This is a genomic window from Prochlorococcus sp. MIT2309, from assembly GCF_059772305.1.
In genome coordinates this window covers 1,593,739-1,609,371 of record NZ_CM186282.1, presented here as the reverse complement: position 1 = coordinate 1,609,371, position 15,633 = coordinate 1,593,739, and the positions used below count along the sequence as shown (strand labels likewise).

The window sequence follows — 15,633 nt, the reverse complement described above, 5'->3', positions numbered from 1 at the left end:
ATAGGGCTTGTTTCAATTTTCTTAAAACAAAAGGCTTACGAACCAAAGGACAGTTCTTAAGCTGAGTATCAAGAGTAATTGAGATTGATTTTTTGATTGTATTGATATTTTTTTTTTATTCAATACCATCTCTAATAATCTCAAGCATTGCCCAAGAATTTTTCTTATGAATCTCTGATACTGTCCATCCATAGTGATTAAGAGTCATTGTCAAGTCAGGAATCTGTTCAGCAAGCAATCCACTTAAAAGCGCTTTTCCATTTCTCGATAGAAGAGAATCGAAGCCCCAAGCTAAATTTTTTATTTCCGATGCCAAAATATTACAAAGAAGCAAGTCTGTTGAATTTTTTTTTAACTTTGAATTGAGTTCAACAATTGAGCCATCAATAACGCTATAGGAGTGTTCATTAAAATTGTTTAATTTAAGGTTATTTAAGGTGGATTGAACAGCAAAGGGATCTATGTCCGCAGCACAAATCGTTTTTGCTTGAAGAGAAAGCGCTGCAATAGATAAAATTCCACTTCCACAACCCAAATCAACAACAGACAAGTTTTTGAGGACAATTTCCTCCATTGCCTCTAAACAAAGTTGTGTGGATTGATGAGAACCTGTTCCAAAAGCGCAGCCAGGATCAATTCTTATTATTTGTTTTGATTTGTATTCCTCGGGTATTAAATCAATCCAGGCTGGTAGAACTAGAAAATTTTTACCTACTGGATTTGGATTCCACTTTTTCTTCCATTCAAGATTCCAGTCTAATTCTTGAATTTTTGTCCATTTTGGCAAATTCAGCTGAACTCCAAATACTTTCCCCAATGGTTCCAATTCAATCCATAAATTCTCTTTTTCTCGAACTGAGCACTCTTTGGGATGCAGCCATATTGTAAGTTTCTGAAGATAATTTTCTTCTGGGCTTGATTCAAATGCAAAATGTTTAATCTTTAGACTTTTTAATTTCCAAATGATTGAATCCTCCAACTCCCAGGGAATATCAATTTCGCAAGACCAAAGCCCCTTTTCCTCAGACATGATTACTACAAATTAACTAGCTTGGCTTGGTTAATTCCTTCAAAGTCAAGAATTGATACCAATAATTCGGAGGGTATCGGATCATCAATACTTAAAATCATCACAGCTTCACCTCTTAAAATCCTCCTCCCAACTTGCATTGAAGCAATATTGACATTGTGCTGACCTAAAAGGGACCCAAGTTTTCCAATCATTCCTGGCATGTCACTATGTTTGGTAAAAAGCATGTACCGACTTGGTGAGAGGTTTACGGGGAAGTCATCGATATTTGTAATTCGAAGATCACCGTCAACAAAAACTGTTCCAGTAAGGGTGTGATGATCCTTTCCACCATAGGTGCTTAATTGCAAGGCGCCCCCAGAAAAATCTGGATTAGCCTCCTCCCTAACTTCTACGACCTCAATACCTCGAGTTTTAGCCTCAAGTGACGCATTAACATAGTTAATTTTACTTCCAAGAGCATTTGTAAGGATGCCTTTGAGTGTGGCAATAATTAAGGGCTGAGAGGGATGCTTGGCAAATTCACCTTGAAGCCGAACTTCAATTTTCTGAATTTGGCCTCCACATAATTGGCTTGCAAACAAGCCCAGTGTCTCAGCTAACTCAAGATGGGGCTTGAGACTATCCATTATCTCTGCATTCAGGCCAGGGATGTTTACAGCGCTACGCGCTGGCAATCCAGTGAGAACATCTCTAATCTGCTCAGCAACATCAATGGCAACATTTTCTTGTGCCTCTCGAGTAGATGCGCCCAAATGAGGAGTGAGTATGAGACCTTTTTCAACAGTTCTTAAGGGTGATTCCGAACTCAACGGTTCAGAGGAATAAACATCCAAGGCTGCACCAGAAATTATTCCCTTTTTTAAGGCCTCTGCTAAATCAGATTCATTTATTATTCCGCCTCTTGCACAATTGATCAATTTTGCAGTGGGCTTCATTATCGAAAGCATTTTCGTATTCACCAGATTTTCTGTATCAGGAGTTCTAGGCAAATGCAGAGTGACATAATCCGACTGACTGAAAACTTCTTCGAGACTTCCAATCTCAACTTGCATCTGCTTAGCTCGATCTGCTGAGACAAATGGGTCAAAAGCCAGAACTTCCATTCCCATTGCATTTGCAACTTTTGCTACATGTGATCCAATTTTGCCAAGTCCAACAACCCCAAGGGTTTTCTTATAAAGTTCACAGCCAACAAATTTCTTTCGCTCCCAATTACCAGAAAAAACACTTGAATGTGCGTTGGGAATATGTCTAGAAATTGCCAACATCATTGCCAAAGCATGTTCAGCCGCAGCAATGGTATTTCCGCCAGGAGAATTTACAACTAATATTCCCTTCTTGGTCGCTGCTTGTACATCAACATTGTCTACGCCAACACCAGCTCTACCAATAATCTTTAGGTTGTCAGCATTTTGAATTATTGCTGAGGTAACTTGAGTACCTGAGCGAATCATAAGAGCATCATAATCTCTAATCTTTGACTTGAGCTCATCTGGATCCAAGCCATGCAATTGATCTACCTGAGCAACTTGGCTCAGTATTTCTACACCAACTTGGTCAATCGGATCGGAAACAAGTACTTTCGTCATTGAGGGCGAATCTATTGCCGTACTGAACTGTAGTGATCTTGCACTTGCTTATCAGCTTTATGATGCCTAGGGTTCAGAATCCAAACAATTGGGGAAAGGAATTGTGCCAATTTGCGTAGTTGTTTTTGAAGAATCAAAACAGGCCATCGAACTAAAAAAACAAATGCAAGTTTCATTCGAAGCACCCATTAAGATTGACTTAATAAGACCAAGCTCAAAAACAAATGCAACAAATCAGCAGGAATCAGTAGAAGAGATCAAGGATATAATTACCTCAGAGTCAATAGAAATTGAAAAGATAAAATTACTGAACCCAAAGCTTGATAGGCAAATAAGACAGAAAACCATGGCATTTTGGTTAATGCCATTTGGATTCATTGCTGGGATAGCATTCACTAAAATGACAGCTTTAACAACATTCCAGGACCTTGGATTATCACCTTTTTTTGAACCTCTTTTTGGGGGGCTGCTTGGAATGGGATCAGGGTGGATTGGTAGCTATGTTTCTTCAGCGAGTGTTAATCCTGACACGAGCGATGACATAAAGGCGCTTCAAAAACTAAATAAAGAAGGGCAATGGTTATTACTTGCAGAAACACCTATAGAAATTGATTTACCATGGAAAATACTAAAAAAATCCAATAACTTAAAAATAATTAGACTTAATCAAATATAAAGAATTATTCTCTTAAAAAAATCAATTAATTGTGACTGACCTAGTTAAAGAAATTTTTAATAAATCTGAATTAAGCTCAGAGGAAAAAGATATAATTAAAACATTTGAAAAAGCCTACAAAAATTGGGAGATAGTTTGGTCTAAGTTTATCTCTGCTCCAAAAAAAGAGGAATCAATGAGAGTAATAAAAAAGCTTGAAGGAATTCATTTTTTTGCTTGGGGAGGATATCTAGGTGCAGAGCGCCAAAGAATTTGCTTAAGTAGGAAGCCTATTGAAAAAGAAAAAGAATTACCTTTTATGGGAATAAATATTGAAGGAAATTTTCTTTTCGAAAGAGTAACAAAAGAAGAATTCAGAAATACTTTTATCAATTTGGGTTATCAATTAGATGAAATTGGGGATATTTGGCTTAATCGCGACAGAGGGGCCCAATTAATTTGCACACCAAAAGTTGCATTAGAATTAAACGGTTTAACTTCTCACCTCAAAGATGTAGAGATTAGATTTGAAGCACTGGAGTTAGAAAAATTAAATCTTCCCCACTATAGAAATCCTAAAAAAATCAAATCCGTTGAAGCATCCTTACGGTTAGATGCAATTTCTTCTGCAGGTTTTGGTATATCCAGAGCAAAGATTGTTGATCATATTAAAAATGGAAGACTGAGATTAAACTGGGAAAAGGTCAAACAGGTTAGCAAGTCAGTAAATATTGGGGACAAAATTCAATTAGAAGAAAAGGGGATATTGGAAGTGGTAGCTTTTGAAATAACTAAACGAGGAAGATGGAAAATTGAACTGATTCGAAATTAATCAATGATCCAAGCAGCCTGATAATCTCATTAAAGTCAAATATGAGTGTAGATTATCCAAGGAGATTAAATCTGGGGCGATTAGCTCAGAGGTAGAGCACTACCTTGACACGGTAGGAGTCACTGGTTCGATTCCAGTATCGCCCATAACTTTAAAATCAATCTAAATTTTTATTATCTGTCGAATAAGCGATGTTCTTTTAACCAATTAATCTCACTCTCTTCTTGTTGCCGTCTGATGCCAAGACAATGATGACAAGAACAACTATTAGTAATGTGATTATTGTTTAACAGTTGTTTCTCTCGCACTGATGAAGCCATAGAGAATAATAAAAACCTATATCCTTTAAATCAAAGCAACATTAGAGAGTTTCTGCCAGTCTAAAAGTCTAATTTTCACATAATTTCCAATTTTTCTATGAATCAGAACAGGGAAAAGGGTTCAAATAAATTGACTGCCATTGTGGGATTAGGTCGTTCTGGAATTGGCGCAGCGAAGCTCTTGAAAAAAGAAGGAAAGAAAATAATAATACTAGAAGAAAACGACAACGCTCACTTCAGAAATATCAAAAAGTCACTTGAGAGTAATCAAATTAATGTCCAACTAGGTAAGCCACTTAAAATCGAAAGCTTTAAACCATTTCTTGAGGGACTTGATGAAGTCATCATAAGCCCAGCAATTTCGTGGCAAAACAAAACTCTTGAAAAATTAAGACACCTAGGTATTGGGGTCAAAAGTGAAATATCTCTCTCTTGGGAGCGAATGAATCACATCCCCTGGATATGCATAACGGGTACTAATGGGAAAACGACGGTTACTGAGATGCTTAATCATATTTTCAAAAAAAATAAGATCAATATTGCGACTGGAGGTAATAACGGTCATGCCGCATCAGAAATTGCACTTAAATACAAAGATTCTCTATCGCCTATGCCCTCATGGTTAATTATGGAGCTTAGTAGCTATCAAATAGAGTCTGGCGAGAAAATATCACCGCATATTGGAATATGGACTACTTTCACACCCGATCATCTTGATAGGCACAAAACCTTAGAAAACTATTTTAATATCAAAAAAACTCTTTTAGATCATTCAAATATAAGAATCTATAATGGTGATGACCAATATTTAGTTAAAAAGAAAGAATCATTAGGGGCAGGAATTTGGATAAAATCAAACTTTCAAGAAATTAATAATAAAAGGTCTGATTACTGGATAAATAAAGAAGGAGTCATTTATGAGGGTTCCCACAAGTTGTTCCATTCTTCTGTTTTAAAATTACCAGGAAAACATAACTTAAATAATTTTCTTTTAGCTATTGCAGCAGCAAGAAAAGCAGGACTTGAATCAAATCAAATAAAATATGGAATTTCAGATTTTTCAGGCGTTGCCCATAGATTAGAATTAATTGGAAAATTTAAATCTATAAACATATATAATGACAGTAAAGCAACAAATTATGAATCTTCTGCAGTTGGTATTGCATCTTTAAAAACAAAATCAATTGTAATTTCAGGAGGCTTAGCTAAAGAAGGAAACCCGTTGGATTGGATTGATAATCTAAATATATTTTCTTGTGCAATATTTCTTTATGGATCTTCCGCTAAAAAATTAGAGAGCACATTAATTAAAGGCAACTATCAAGGTAAGATATTTATTTTTTCAAACTTAAAAGAAGCAACATATTCGGCATTTTATGAAAGCCAAAAAATGAATCCAAGTAACATTATTCTATCGCCTGCTTGTTCAAGTTTTGACCAATATAAGGATTTTGAGGAAAGAGGCAATCAATTTAAAAATATTGTTAAGTCAATATTAAATATTCACTAAAAATAAATTGCCCAAAAAGTCTGTGCGGTGATTACACCCATATCATTGCTAGTTAAAGCAGGCAAGAATTGTTAATTTAATTGCAGCAGAGGAATATTTGTGAACAACTCCAATTCTTTCCCACTTTCCATAAGCCATAGAACATTAAACAAACTCTTAAAAAAAGCTCCATCAGGTATTTCTCATGAACTACTTTCGCTAAATAATGACAGCACTGAAAAAGAAAATTTCCAAAAATTAACCAACCAGTGGTCTTCGATAAGTAAGGAGCTTCTCGCCAACTTAGCCAGTAGAAAGAAATCTATTTTCGAAGGTAAAGATAGTAATGAAATAATGGCTTTAGGAGCATTAGAAGTTCACATAAATATGGCCCTACACGCACTTAAAGCCTCTGAGAAAGATAGTTAAATTTTTAGTCAAAAAAAGTAATTAAAAACAACATCCCTGATAAGGCCTATCATTTTTTACAAGAAAAATAATTTTGGTTTTTCAAAATCCAACTTGCACTCTCAAGAGCTAGGCTTTTTATTAGTAACCGAAATCCATTTGGCAATCTCAAACCAAAATTCATTTTCTTTGATGCCAAGAGAATTAGCCAAAGAAATACCAACAATAAAACCTGACACAAGTCAAAAGGATGATCTGAAGGTTTACTCGCATCTTTTTGGTGTAATTGGTGATTGGTATATTTGTGCTGTGTCAGAAGACTGTAAAACAGCTTTTGGCTATCAAGATATATATTCTGAACAAGAATGGGAAATGGACGAGTGGTTTAAAAATAAAAAGGGTTGGGGGACTTTCTCTATAGAAAAGCTTCAAACTCTAGTTAATGATGAATTTTTAAAAGAAAAGGACATTAGATTTCTTATATGTAGAGATTTACATTGGGAAGCGACTAAATTTTCCGATTTAAATCTAGAGAAACAAACGCTAAATTATCCTGGCAACTGAATTTATTTAGATAAAAAATATTTGAATGCAATCTATTAATCTAAAAACATCAGTAAAAAAATGATCGAAAATAGTCCTACTGAAGATATTTTTCAAAAACTTTCAAGAGAAGTTGAAGAGAATAAACCCGGAGTAGCTAATGAAATAAGAAAATTGCTTCAGAATTCAGAAGACCCCTCAAAAATGAGATATCTTGAAGGTTTATTATTGATGCTTAATGAGTCAGCGGGTGAGCTTGAAGACCCCCCCGACATAGAAGATGATATAGAAGAATATTGGGAAGAATATTAAGCTCAATAGAATAGAGAGAATAATTACTTAAGTCATTTATCTCATAGACAAAACCAAAATTTGCTCCTAAATCTATATTAAATGGATTCTGATTCTTTTATCGGTTATAAAAATAACCTAATAAAAGTTTATCTCCCCTGAACCAACGAAAACACAAAGCCATGACTCAAATTGAATCATTTATCCCAATCCTCATATCAATTTCTATTGGAATATTAGCTTTAATGGGAATTCGTGAGTTTGTAAAAGAGAGTTCAGCTTTACTTAAACGAAGAAAATTTCAATAAATTAAATATCCTAAGACTAATTGCATTATTCCGAATAAATAATTTTAACGAGTTTACTTAGATAATTTCTATACTTCATTATTTTATTTGCATCTTTAAACCCTTCATCCCGGAGTATATTTATAAAGTCTAAACTGAAACCTTGTTCATCTAATTCTTCTGTTTTCTGACTATTGGCATCAAATAATTTCTTAATTTTTCCTAACGCTATTTCATATTTATCTTTTTCTTCAATAGTAGCAAATACTGTTCCATCACTTGCTTTAATGGTATTTTTATTTGTTGATAATAATAAAAAAATAACAAAGGAAATTAACAATAAAATTGTGGGTATCCAAATCCATACGAACTTGAATTGTGAAATACTTGAAGCAACAAGATACATGATTTTTTTAATTAAATAAATATTCAACAAATGCCTATATTGGCGTTGACTTCAACACCCCCGGTAGGCATCTAATAATACAATCTAAACCTAATTCAATAAGCTCTTAAAAAAAGAACTAATAATTTTTATTTTTTCATAAAATAAAAATTATTAGTATTACCTCAAGTATTTCTTTTTCGAATAGAGTATACTATTTTCAAATCATGTTAAATTAGTTATTGAATTAATAGCTAATTAACTCAGATTTTTTGAATCGCAAAATAATTATTTAAAATAGTATTCTAATGCTTGTTAAATTCCTAATATTATTTCATCCCTACAGGATGACCGTTTAACATCCCAGACCAAGAATTTAATAAGAATAGAGATGTGTATATAAATATAATGAGATAAGCCCAGTTCAACCAAGGAGGCCTTTGTTTTCTACCATTCATGAAAGCATTTCATCTAATTTAATTTTAATACAGTCAAGCCAGGTCTTTTATTGCATTTTTGTTCTTTTCATTATCAGGTTTAAATACTTTTTTAGTTTTACCCTCTATGGAATCATGTAAAGCCGATAATTGCTCATAAATTGACCTTAATGAAGTCACTTCAGGCAGAAGGCCATCATTTCTTAAATCCTCATCAAGATATCTTAATTCCTCCCTAACAAATCGGAGAATAGTTTTTGCTTCGTCTTTTTTACTTGTAGCCACTAAAAGAAAATCAATGATTTTGTATGATAAACCCAAAAATAAATTAACAAGAGTCTTTTATTGAGGTTGAAACAGATGGCGAAAAAAGATTTCGAGATTTTCACACAAAAAATAGAAAACCTAAACAAAATGCTTTTTATGATAAAACAAAATAATGAACTTAAAAAGAAATTAATTTCTTGCACAACCCATGAGGAAGTTGTGGCTCTTGCAAAAAGTTGGGGTTTGAAAATTGACTCACGTTGGGGAGAGGACCAATAACAAAAAAGACCTCCTCAATTAGAGGAGGTCTTTTTTGTTAAGGGAGGCAAACAAACCCTAAAACTAACTTTTTAACCTTCGAGAGTAATTCTTGCATTATCAAGATTACTGATAGCTCTAGTAACGCTTCTAAAGTCGAAGCCTATTGCTCTCAATGCGTGCCACAGATGCCCTTGAATAAAGAAGAATCCAAAGTAGTAGTGCACATTAGTTAATGCGGCTCTTGTGGTATGTCCAAGGAAAGAAGTGCAATCAGAAACATCCCCAGTATCTACCCAATACGGGGAGATGCCAAACTTAAGTGCAAGAGGTTCTCCATACCAAGCCTCAGGATAAACTGTTGTGTTTTGTGCACACCAGAAAGCTGCGACAATAGCCATCCATCCAATCCCAGCGAGTGAGAAAGAAAGGATTCCTTCTGCTGAAAGTACCTTAGAGCCTTTAAAAGTTGTGTACTCACCTAGCAATCCTGAACCCATCTTTGTAGCAATGTGATGAGCACCACCAGAGATTTGAGCGAAAGCCAAAAATGCATGGCCCCCCATTACGTCTTCAAGACTATCTATCGTCAAGAAATCAAGTTGATGGCCCCAAATTGCATTGAGATTCAAATTGTACTCAACTTGTCTGACAGCACCAATTGCAGGATCATATATTCCATGAGTCCTAGCCCACTCAACGAACATAATGTTCGCTACTCCAAAGAAGAGCAAATGATGTCCAAGAATGAAAGTTTGATTGTCAGGGTTATTCCATTCAAGTTTGAATTTTTTGGTTGTCGGAACAGGTCCATCCGCCAGATCGCCATCAAATAGCAGCGAATGGGCAAGAGCTCCACCGGCATAAACCATTGAGGCAATCAAATGAACGACTGCAATGGATACAACGTTTTCACCAGTCCAAACTCCGGCCTGGTCAAAACCGATTCCCATAGAAGCCAAATGGGCAAGAAAAATGGAGCTTTGATGACCCATAGCTATTGAAGGGTCAAAACGCGACATTTCCCAAATGGTGCTTGCTCCAGCAGCGAAAGAAATTAAACCGGTATGAGCTGCATGTGCTGCGATAAATTTCCCAGCACGATTAGTTACACCAGCATTACCAGCCCACCATCCATAGGTGACATCTGGATTTCCATAGGTTTGCATAAGTTAAAGATTCACTCGCAAATCGACTTAAAGGTTACAGCGATTTTGACCAAGCAAAGCAAACATTTAAGTATCCTTAATGAGCAAGCAAAAAATTGAGCGTTGTAGCTTGATTGAAATCCTAATAATCCCCACATGAATTTTGACCTGAATGGTTCGAATCCATTGGTATGTCTTAGATTAAATTAATTATTGGTTCAAAAAAAACAACTTACTTAAACTATAAAAAAAACCTATAGAACTGAAAAATTACAACAATTTGAAAAACAAAAAACCACTATGAGCAATTGTTTTTGTGATTTAGCCATAGAAAAATTCTATTTCTTTTGTTTTTAAACCATCCCAACCTGCCTCCTTCAATTTTAGATCCAAGGTCTTTTGATCAAAATGTTTTGAGCCACTACGCACAATTCGATTTCTCATTGATTTTTTAACGCCACTCCTACTTCTACTATTCTCCTTATCCATCACCTCTCTATACAGATCTAACATTTTCACAGGGATAATAGACCCATCAAGGTCAACTCCAGAATTAATCGCTTTATCGACAGCATCAGGGCCTTTAAAATCCATTTTAAGTTTTATATTCGTGATAAATAATAGAACCTTTTACGTATATAAAATTATCAAAAAATTTTTCGCAATTCAATTCTTGAAAAAGATTCAGAAAATGTTTATCTGAGGTGTATTTTAAAAAATCATTCCTCTTTATCCCAAATTTCCAAAATATCTGGGAAATGTTTCTCCATGCAAGGATCACAGATACCATGACTAAATCTAATATCACTAATTTTAGAGAGGTACTTTTCTAGGTGCTGCCACTCACCTTTTGAATCCCTTACCTCCCTGCAATAAGAACAGGTTGTGATAATCCCCTCTGAACCGTGAAGATGGCTAAGCGCATCTAAGAGACGAAGAGAGCGTTTTCTCAATTCTAAAAATACTACAACCTGCCTGGACAAAGCCTCCATAATTGTGTGCTGCTTATCAGATAATCTTCCTGGTTTTCTGTCAATTACACATAGTGTCCCAATTCTTTGATCGTTAGGAGTTTGAAGAGGAAAACCTGCGTAAAGCCTGATTTTGGGATCTTCAACCACTAGAGGGTTGTACTTAAATCTATCGTCAATTGATGCATCCTCAACAATTAAAGGCAAAGGGCTGAGAATTGCATGCGCACAAAACGAAACATCTCGACTTGTCTCTTTAGTCTCAAATCCATAACTTGATTTAAACCATTGCTTCTCAGCGTCAACAAGACTCATTAAGGAGATTTGTGTGCCGCAGGTGAGTGAGGCAATAGTAGTTATGTCGTCGTAACAATCTTCTGGCTGAGTCCCAAGTATTCTGTACTCAGCAAGTGCTTTTAGTCTTGCATCTTCATCTTTAGCTTTTGGAGCTCCAATATTCAAAATAAAAAGCTCTGCTATGAACAGCTTGGCCAAAGATGTGAATTAACTCAAGTATCATTTACAAAAAAAAATTTTGTTTTGTTTACTGCGGAAATGATCGAGTCAACGCCTAATTTTATTAATGATCAGCCTGAATTTATAAATTTGAAAGCAGCAAGATTTTAATTATTCGTTTTCTCTCTGAAAAAAATTTAAAATAAATTGAATAAATACTGCCGTAAAGAAAGTACTTAGAGCTGGGATAAGTAATGGAAACCATATCTTTTTAAATATTTCTATCAAAAAGATTTTGCCACTGAGACTAAATATAAATCCTAAAAGAAATAATAAAAAACCCAAAAAAATAACTATTAAATTTAAAATCAAAAATCTATCAACCCAATCTTTAATCATATTGCTATTACGGTTATTCAATATAATATCGCAAAAAAATAAGATTCATAAGTCTAATGATTTTTCAAAATGTTAAAGATTTCCAAAAGTAAAAAAACTTTTATTTTTTTCGCAGAGGGCATCAAACAATCATTTAAAAATTTAGCTATAACTCTCAAGGTGAAAGTAAAAGCTAAAACTCTGAGGGTTCAGTATGAATTTTAAAAGATGCATTTTCTGGCACAGAAAAGATCTAAGATTTGAAAATAATATCGGCTTAATGGAAGCCAATAATTTCTCCCAAGAATTAATTGGGGTATATTTTTTTGATCCAGAAATTTTTGAAAAATCAATCATGGCGACATCCCGAGCGTGGTTTATATTAGAGAGTCTTAAGGAATTGAAGAACAGTTGGATAGGTTCTGGTAGAAACTTTTTAATAATTAATGGCGACCCAAAAGATAAGCTGCCAAAGTTAGTAGAGTTAATAAAATCAGATTTAGTAGTATGGAACAAGTCAGTTGAGCCTCAATATATAGCGAAAGATAAAAAAATTACTGAAATACTTAACAGAAAGAATGTCAAAACAAAAACGTATTGGGATCATCTAATGATGCAGCCTGGGTCAATAAAATCTAACACAAATACAGACTATAGGGTATTTACACCTTTCTCAAAATCATGGAAAAAAAATTATAATAAAGAAATCTCCGAAGTTATCTATAAAGATACAAGTAGACTTAAAAAAGTGATACCTAATACAGAAGATAATATTCAAAATATTACTAATATTTCTAAAGATATTTCTGTAATAGATAAAATACCAACAGTTGAGTTTTTTGGATTTACTTTTTACAATGGATCTAAATGTCCTTGCATGCCAGGTGAGTCAAATGCAAAAAGGCAATTAAATCAATTCCTCCTTAAGTTCAAAGATAAAAGTATTAATTCAGGAAACAACATATACAATTATAAAAATAATCGAGATTTCCCTTTCATAAAAGGTACATCATTATTAAGTGCAGCATTGGCTTTAGGGACTATTTCAATAAGGGATCTATTCAAATCGATGAGTCAATGTAGAAATAATTTGAATAGTCATCAAGATCAAAATGAATTAAATAGTATAAATACTTGGGAGCAAGAACTTATATGGAGAGAATTTTATAATCATGCGCTCTTTGCTTTCCCTGAACTCGCCGTCGGACCTTACAGGGAAAAGTGGAAAAAATTTCCATGGGAGAATGAATCCAATAAATTTAAGCTATGGGAAAAGGGATTAACTGGTTTCCCCATAATCGACGCAGCAATGCGTCAACTAAATACTAGTGGTTGGATGCACAATCGATGCAGAATGATAGTGGCATCATTTTTAGTCAAGGATTTAATTTGTGACTGGAAATTAGGAGAAAAAACTTTCATGAGAAATCTTGTTGATGGTGATCTTGCTGCTAATAATGGAGGTTGGCAATGGAGTGCAAGTAGTGGTATGGATCCTAAGCCTCTGAGAATATTCAATCCGCATACTCAGACCTCAAAATTTGATCCTTTGGCAAACTACATAAAAGAATGGATCCCAGAGTTAAAACATATCAACCCAAAAGATCTAATAACTGGTGAGATATTACCGATAGAACGAAAGGGATATCCGTTGCCAATAGTTAATCATCAAAAGCAGCAAGCATATTTTAAAATTCTATATTCACAAATAAGTTGATAACATATTTTTTAACTTTTTAAAAATACATACCTTTTAATTCAATTCATTCTAATCTCATCAAGGATTCTTAAAGCTTCTGTCACATGAGCTGGACCATTTAGTAGATCATTAAATACATGCCTTATAATCCCCTTCGAGTCAACAATATAAGTTACTCTTCCGTCAAACATGCCCAATACCTTTGGGACTCCGAAAGCAATCCTCAGAGAATTATCAAAGTCACACAATAATGGGAAAGGTAATTTATTTTTATCTGCAAAATTCTTGTGACTAATTTGATCATTATTATTGACTCCCCAGACTACTGCACCGAAAATTTTAAATAAATCATACTTATCTCTAAAACCACATGCCTCTGCTCTGCAACCAGGGGTATCATCCTTAGGATAAAAAAAGATAACTAAAGGCTTACCAGCAACATCCTTGTTACTTCTAATTTTCCCAGATTGATCGCTCAATGAAAAATCAGGTATACGATCTCCAACAGCCAGTGTCATGAGTATAAAAAGAAGCGGAAATTAATAAATTTATCATCGATTTAAATAATATATCAAAAAACATATTTGAAACAAAGTCTTATGGGAATAAATTTATAAATCCTCAGTAGGATGACTGAAATTAGTATAGATTTTTTTGATCTAAAAAAGTTGAATTTACCAATAATTGAGGTTTTAATTTAAAGATATAATGAATTTTTCGGCATTTTTCTTATGTTTAATTAACTTATTAGAATCCATTTTCTCAAGAATTTTAGTAATCATCGACAACCTATATTGCGATTCAAAAAAATCCTTATAATCATCGATAAAACACCAAAATAAACCGTCCCATATTTTAGACCAATTACCTAGATCATAATTTGACATTTTTTTTATATAGTTTGAGCTTGATATATAGGGTTTTGTGGTGAAAATGCCACCATCAGCAAATTGACTCATTCCATAAACGTTTGGAACCATAACCCAATCATAAGCATCAATAAATAATTCCATAAACCACTTATAAACATTATTGGGATGAAATCGACAAAGCAACATAAAGTTACCCACAATCATTAAACGTTCAATGTGATGACAATATCCTAACTTTAAGGCATTTTTAATAGCATCATCAACTGGCAAAATCCCAGTAGAGCCTTCATAGAATGATGATGGAATTTCCTTTTCCTCAAAAGACCAGAAATTCGAGGTTCTCATTATAGATCCATATTTCAAATACATCATTAAGATAAATTCTCTCCAACCAATTATTTGCCTAATAAAACCTTCAAGTGAATTTAGAGGAACTTGATTTTCAAAAGCATACTCAATTGATCTACTTATTATATAATCTGGGGTTAGGAGACCGCTATTTAATAAAGGGGATAAAATACTATGCCAAAGAGTATTATTTTTTGAATGAATTGCATCTTCATAATCGCCAAAACAATGAAATTTATGCTCTAAAAAAGAATCAAGCCAAGTAACAGAATCTTCATGTGTTACTGGAAAATTGAAAAAATCATTTGAACCAAGAAAATCATTGTAATCATTGCCAATAGATTGCCTAGAAATATCAACATATTTTGAGTGTTTAGCCTCTGGAATCGTAGGAAAAATCACATTTTTAGGTAATTTTTTTCTATTATCTTTATCAAAACTCCACTTCCCTCCAAGTGGATTTGAATTGTTGTCAATTAATATTGAGTGTTCCTTTCGCTGCTTTTTATAGAAATTATTCATCAAAGGTTTTTTTGATGTGTTAATTACTTGATTTTTAAGATTTTCAGAAGTTAAAAAACAAGGATTTTTAAAGATATTTAATTTACAATTTTTAGCCTCAACAAAGCCTTTTATTCTTTTTTCTAAAACGTAATCATTTAATTCAACTATATTAAATACTCTGTATCCTTCATTATAAAGTTCGATCAAAGATTCATTTGTCTTAGAGTGTCTTATGTGTTTAAAATAATGAACTTTATGGCCACGTAACCTACATTTATCTGCGTAAGCGAGCATGGACGCTTTATGAAAAAGTAACTTATTTTGATGAATCTTGTTAGGCCAATCTTTATCGAGTCCAAAAAATAAACTATCTTCTAACAATGCAATATCCACACCATCTTTAATAGCTGGATTTTCTTTAAATAGTTGATTAGGAAAGATTATAGATATTGTTTTCATTATT

General features: G+C 33.7%; 19 protein-coding genes and 1 tRNA gene. 10 read left to right on the top strand and 10 right to left on the bottom strand.

Translation table 11 applies throughout. From position 1 onward, the window contains the following. Positions 1-115: 115 nt before the first annotated feature. The gene (gene prmA / locus AC6EJA_RS08790) at positions 116-1,030 is read right to left on the bottom strand and encodes a 50S ribosomal protein L11 methyltransferase (RefSeq protein WP_498502284.1); all 915 of its coding nucleotides are present in this window, start codon (positions 1,028-1,030) and stop codon (positions 116-118) included. Between the two features lie 5 nt (positions 1,031-1,035). Further along, positions 1,036-2,622 carry a phosphoglycerate dehydrogenase gene (gene serA, locus AC6EJA_RS08785; protein WP_498502283.1) on the bottom strand — a complete coding sequence of 529 codons (1,587 nt, stop codon included), beginning with the start codon at positions 2,620-2,622 and terminating at the stop codon, positions 1,036-1,038. Positions 2,623-2,725: 103 nt separating this feature from the next. On the opposite strand from serA, the gene AC6EJA_RS08780 reads away from it, so the two are divergent. The 3 genes from AC6EJA_RS08780 to AC6EJA_RS08770 all read left to right on the top strand — a co-directional run bounded on the left by AC6EJA_RS08780 (position 2,726) and on the right by AC6EJA_RS08770 (position 4,255). After that, on the top strand, positions 2,726-3,298 hold the full coding sequence (locus tag AC6EJA_RS08780; protein WP_498502282.1) for a hypothetical protein: 573 nt from the start codon (positions 2,726-2,728) through the stop codon (positions 3,296-3,298). Positions 3,299-3,329: 31 nt separating this feature from the next. Beyond that, positions 3,330-4,109 (top strand): photosystem II electron transport protein, Sll1252 family, encoded by a 780-nt coding sequence (locus AC6EJA_RS08775; protein WP_498502281.1) that lies wholly within the window; start codon positions 3,330-3,332, stop codon positions 4,107-4,109. Positions 4,110-4,183: 74 nt separating this feature from the next. Continuing rightward, positions 4,184-4,255 (top strand) — tRNA-Val (locus tag AC6EJA_RS08770). A gap of 27 nt (positions 4,256-4,282) precedes the next feature. Here AC6EJA_RS08770 and AC6EJA_RS08765 read toward each other — a convergent pair. Continuing rightward, entirely contained in the window at positions 4,283-4,429 is a 147-nt protein-coding gene (locus AC6EJA_RS08765) for a hypothetical protein (RefSeq protein WP_498502280.1), read from the bottom strand. A gap of 130 nt (positions 4,430-4,559) precedes the next feature. Between AC6EJA_RS08765 and murD the strand changes: the two genes are divergently transcribed. The 5 genes from murD to AC6EJA_RS08740 all read left to right on the top strand — a co-directional run bounded on the left by murD (position 4,560) and on the right by AC6EJA_RS08740 (position 7,468). Then, positions 4,560-5,939, top strand: a complete 1,380-nt coding sequence (gene murD / locus AC6EJA_RS08760; RefSeq protein ID WP_498502279.1) for a UDP-N-acetylmuramoyl-L-alanine--D-glutamate ligase — start codon at positions 4,560-4,562, stop codon at positions 5,937-5,939. A 99-nt stretch (positions 5,940-6,038) separates the two neighbouring features. After that, positions 6,039-6,347, top strand: coding sequence for an MATH domain-containing protein (locus AC6EJA_RS08755; RefSeq protein WP_498502278.1), 309 nt, complete (start codon positions 6,039-6,041; stop codon positions 6,345-6,347). A gap of 138 nt (positions 6,348-6,485) precedes the next feature. Next, positions 6,486-6,890 (top strand): hypothetical protein, encoded by a 405-nt coding sequence (locus AC6EJA_RS08750; RefSeq protein ID WP_498502277.1) that lies wholly within the window; start codon positions 6,486-6,488, stop codon positions 6,888-6,890. 60 nt (positions 6,891-6,950) lie between these two features. Beyond that, positions 6,951-7,181 (top strand): hypothetical protein, encoded by a 231-nt coding sequence (locus tag AC6EJA_RS08745; protein ID WP_498502276.1) that lies wholly within the window; start codon positions 6,951-6,953, stop codon positions 7,179-7,181. A gap of 161 nt (positions 7,182-7,342) precedes the next feature. After that, positions 7,343-7,468 (top strand): hypothetical protein, encoded by a 126-nt coding sequence (locus AC6EJA_RS08740; protein WP_498502275.1) that lies wholly within the window; start codon positions 7,343-7,345, stop codon positions 7,466-7,468. Between the two features lie 25 nt (positions 7,469-7,493). Here AC6EJA_RS08740 and AC6EJA_RS08735 read toward each other — a convergent pair whose 3' ends face one another. Together AC6EJA_RS08735 and AC6EJA_RS08730 are read right to left on the bottom strand one after the other, a co-directional pair. Further along, on the bottom strand, positions 7,494-7,787 hold the full coding sequence (locus tag AC6EJA_RS08735) for a hypothetical protein (RefSeq protein WP_498502274.1): 294 nt from the start codon (positions 7,785-7,787) through the stop codon (positions 7,494-7,496). Positions 7,788-8,323: 536 nt separating this feature from the next. Further along, on the bottom strand, positions 8,324-8,554 hold the full coding sequence (locus AC6EJA_RS08730) for a DUF8635 family protein (protein ID WP_498502273.1): 231 nt from the start codon (positions 8,552-8,554) through the stop codon (positions 8,324-8,326). Between the two features lie 75 nt (positions 8,555-8,629). Between AC6EJA_RS08730 and AC6EJA_RS08725 the strand changes: the two genes are divergently transcribed. Beyond that, complete coding sequence (locus AC6EJA_RS08725) at positions 8,630-8,815, top strand: Nif11-like leader peptide family natural product precursor (protein ID WP_498502272.1); 186 nt, start codon at positions 8,630-8,632, stop codon at positions 8,813-8,815. 71 nt (positions 8,816-8,886) lie between these two features. Here AC6EJA_RS08725 and AC6EJA_RS08720 read toward each other — a convergent pair whose 3' ends face one another. The 3 genes from AC6EJA_RS08720 to AC6EJA_RS08710 form a co-directional block, all read right to left on the bottom strand. Further along, the gene (locus AC6EJA_RS08720) at positions 8,887-9,963 is read right to left on the bottom strand and encodes a chlorophyll a/b binding light-harvesting protein (RefSeq protein ID WP_498502271.1); all 1,077 of its coding nucleotides are present in this window, start codon (positions 9,961-9,963) and stop codon (positions 8,887-8,889) included. 300 nt (positions 9,964-10,263) lie between these two features. After that, positions 10,264-10,536: a small RNA NsiR4-regulated ssr1528 family protein gene (locus AC6EJA_RS08715; protein ID WP_498502270.1), complete on the bottom strand. Its 273-nt coding sequence runs from the start codon at positions 10,534-10,536 to the stop codon at positions 10,264-10,266. 125 nt (positions 10,537-10,661) lie between these two features. Continuing rightward, the gene (locus AC6EJA_RS08710; protein ID WP_498502269.1) at positions 10,662-11,375 is read right to left on the bottom strand and encodes a GAF domain-containing protein; all 714 of its coding nucleotides are present in this window, start codon (positions 11,373-11,375) and stop codon (positions 10,662-10,664) included. A 586-nt stretch (positions 11,376-11,961) separates the two neighbouring features. On the opposite strand from AC6EJA_RS08710, the gene AC6EJA_RS08705 reads away from it, so the two are divergent. Further along, positions 11,962-13,464, top strand: coding sequence for an FAD-binding domain-containing protein (locus tag AC6EJA_RS08705; RefSeq protein ID WP_498502268.1), 1,503 nt, complete (start codon positions 11,962-11,964; stop codon positions 13,462-13,464). Between the two features lie 41 nt (positions 13,465-13,505). Here AC6EJA_RS08705 and AC6EJA_RS08700 read toward each other — a convergent pair whose 3' ends face one another. Together AC6EJA_RS08700 and AC6EJA_RS08695 are read right to left on the bottom strand one after the other, a co-directional pair. Further along, positions 13,506-13,964, bottom strand: a complete 459-nt coding sequence (locus tag AC6EJA_RS08700) for a peroxiredoxin (RefSeq protein ID WP_498502267.1) — start codon at positions 13,962-13,964, stop codon at positions 13,506-13,508. Positions 13,965-14,138: 174 nt separating this feature from the next. Then, positions 14,139-15,629, bottom strand: coding sequence for a cryptochrome/photolyase family protein (locus tag AC6EJA_RS08695; RefSeq protein ID WP_498502266.1), 1,491 nt, complete (start codon positions 15,627-15,629; stop codon positions 14,139-14,141). Positions 15,630-15,633: the final 4 nt, after the last annotated feature.

Coding starts and splice junctions, on each gene's coding strand:
- prmA (WP_498502284.1), bottom strand. CDS start 1,030: ATGTCTGAGGAAAAGGGGCTTTGGTCTTGCGAAATTGATATTCCCTGG.
- serA (WP_498502283.1), bottom strand. CDS start 2,622: ATGACGAAAGTACTTGTTTCCGATCCGATTGACCAAGTTGGTGTAGAA.
- AC6EJA_RS08700 (WP_498502267.1), bottom strand. CDS start 13,964: ATGACACTGGCTGTTGGAGATCGTATACCTGATTTTTCATTGAGCGAT.
- AC6EJA_RS08745 (WP_498502276.1), top strand. CDS start 6,951: ATGATCGAAAATAGTCCTACTGAAGATATTTTTCAAAAACTTTCAAGA.
- AC6EJA_RS08705 (WP_498502268.1), top strand. CDS start 11,962: ATGAATTTTAAAAGATGCATTTTCTGGCACAGAAAAGATCTAAGATTT.
- AC6EJA_RS08695 (WP_498502266.1), bottom strand. CDS start 15,629: ATGAAAACAATATCTATAATCTTTCCTAATCAACTATTTAAAGAAAAT.
- AC6EJA_RS08715 (WP_498502270.1), bottom strand. CDS start 10,536: ATGGATTTTAAAGGCCCTGATGCTGTCGATAAAGCGATTAATTCTGGA.
- AC6EJA_RS08740 (WP_498502275.1), top strand. CDS start 7,343: ATGACTCAAATTGAATCATTTATCCCAATCCTCATATCAATTTCTATT.
- AC6EJA_RS08720 (WP_498502271.1), bottom strand. CDS start 9,963: ATGCAAACCTATGGAAATCCAGATGTCACCTATGGATGGTGGGCTGGT.
- AC6EJA_RS08725 (WP_498502272.1), top strand. CDS start 8,630: ATGGCGAAAAAAGATTTCGAGATTTTCACACAAAAAATAGAAAACCTA.
- AC6EJA_RS08765 (WP_498502280.1), bottom strand. CDS start 4,429: ATGGCTTCATCAGTGCGAGAGAAACAACTGTTAAACAATAATCACATT.